The organism is Bacillus sanguinis (genome assembly GCF_018332475.1).
Classification (GTDB): domain Bacteria; phylum Bacillota; class Bacilli; order Bacillales; family Bacillaceae_G; genus Bacillus_A; species Bacillus_A sanguinis.
Map to the genome: position 1 here is coordinate 1 of NZ_BOQB01000592.1, position 909 is coordinate 909.

General features: G+C 36.2%; 1 protein-coding gene. It reads left to right on the forward strand.

What is annotated here, in order from left to right:
* Nucleotides 1-887, forward strand: an 887-nt coding sequence (locus KI369_RS28735; protein ID WP_212959027.1) for an MBL fold metallo-hydrolase, incomplete at its 5' end; no start/stop codon positions are given.
* Nucleotides 888-909: the final 22 nt, after the last annotated feature.

Consider the following 909-nt stretch of genomic DNA (forward strand, 5'->3'; position numbering starts at 1 on the left):
ATTACTTTAAAATGAAAACAAAGCTGCGTCCTGTAAAGAATTTACCTATTGTTTTATCAGATAAAAATAATGGATCTTTAGAAAGTGTTACATGGTTTGGGCATTCTGCTTCTCTTTTAAAAGTAGAAGGTAAAACATTGTTATTAGACCCGATGTTTGGAGATGCCTCTTCCCCATTTCCTCTGTTTAATAGTAAACGTTATAGTGGTGTTTTTTCTTTAGAGCGTGAAGACCTTCAAGAAATTGATGCAATTATCATTTCTCATAATCACTACGACCATTTGAATTACAAGAGCATTATGCAGTTGAAAGATCGTGCGAAGCATTTTTATGTTCCAAATGGAGTTGCGCAATATTTAATTAAATGGGGCGTTTCACCTAGTAAAATTAGTGAGCATAATTGGTGGGACGAAATTACATTTCATAATATAAAATTAGTTTGCGCACCTGCAAGGCATTTCTCAGGACGAAGTATGACAGATAGAGATTGTTCTTTATGGTGTTCATGGCTTATTCTTGGGCAAGAGACTAAAGTTTTCTTTAGTGGTGATAGCGGATATGCTCCCCACTTTAAGGAGATTGGTAATAAATACGGTCCATTCGATCTTACATTGATGGAATGCGGACAATATGACCCGAGGTGGTCTACGATTCATATGTTACCTGAAGAAACGGTACAAGCTCATATTGATGTAAAAGGGGAATTACTTCTTCCGATTCATTGGGGTGCTTTTACATTAGCATTACACGAATGGAGTGACCCGATAGAACGTGTTATGAAAGAAGCTAACCATTTAGGAGTTAAAATTACGACGCCTCAAATGGGTGAATCTATTACGTTAAAATCTACAGACTATCCTTCATCAGCTTGGTGGAGAGAAATATAATTATAAATACGGAAAAAGAGCG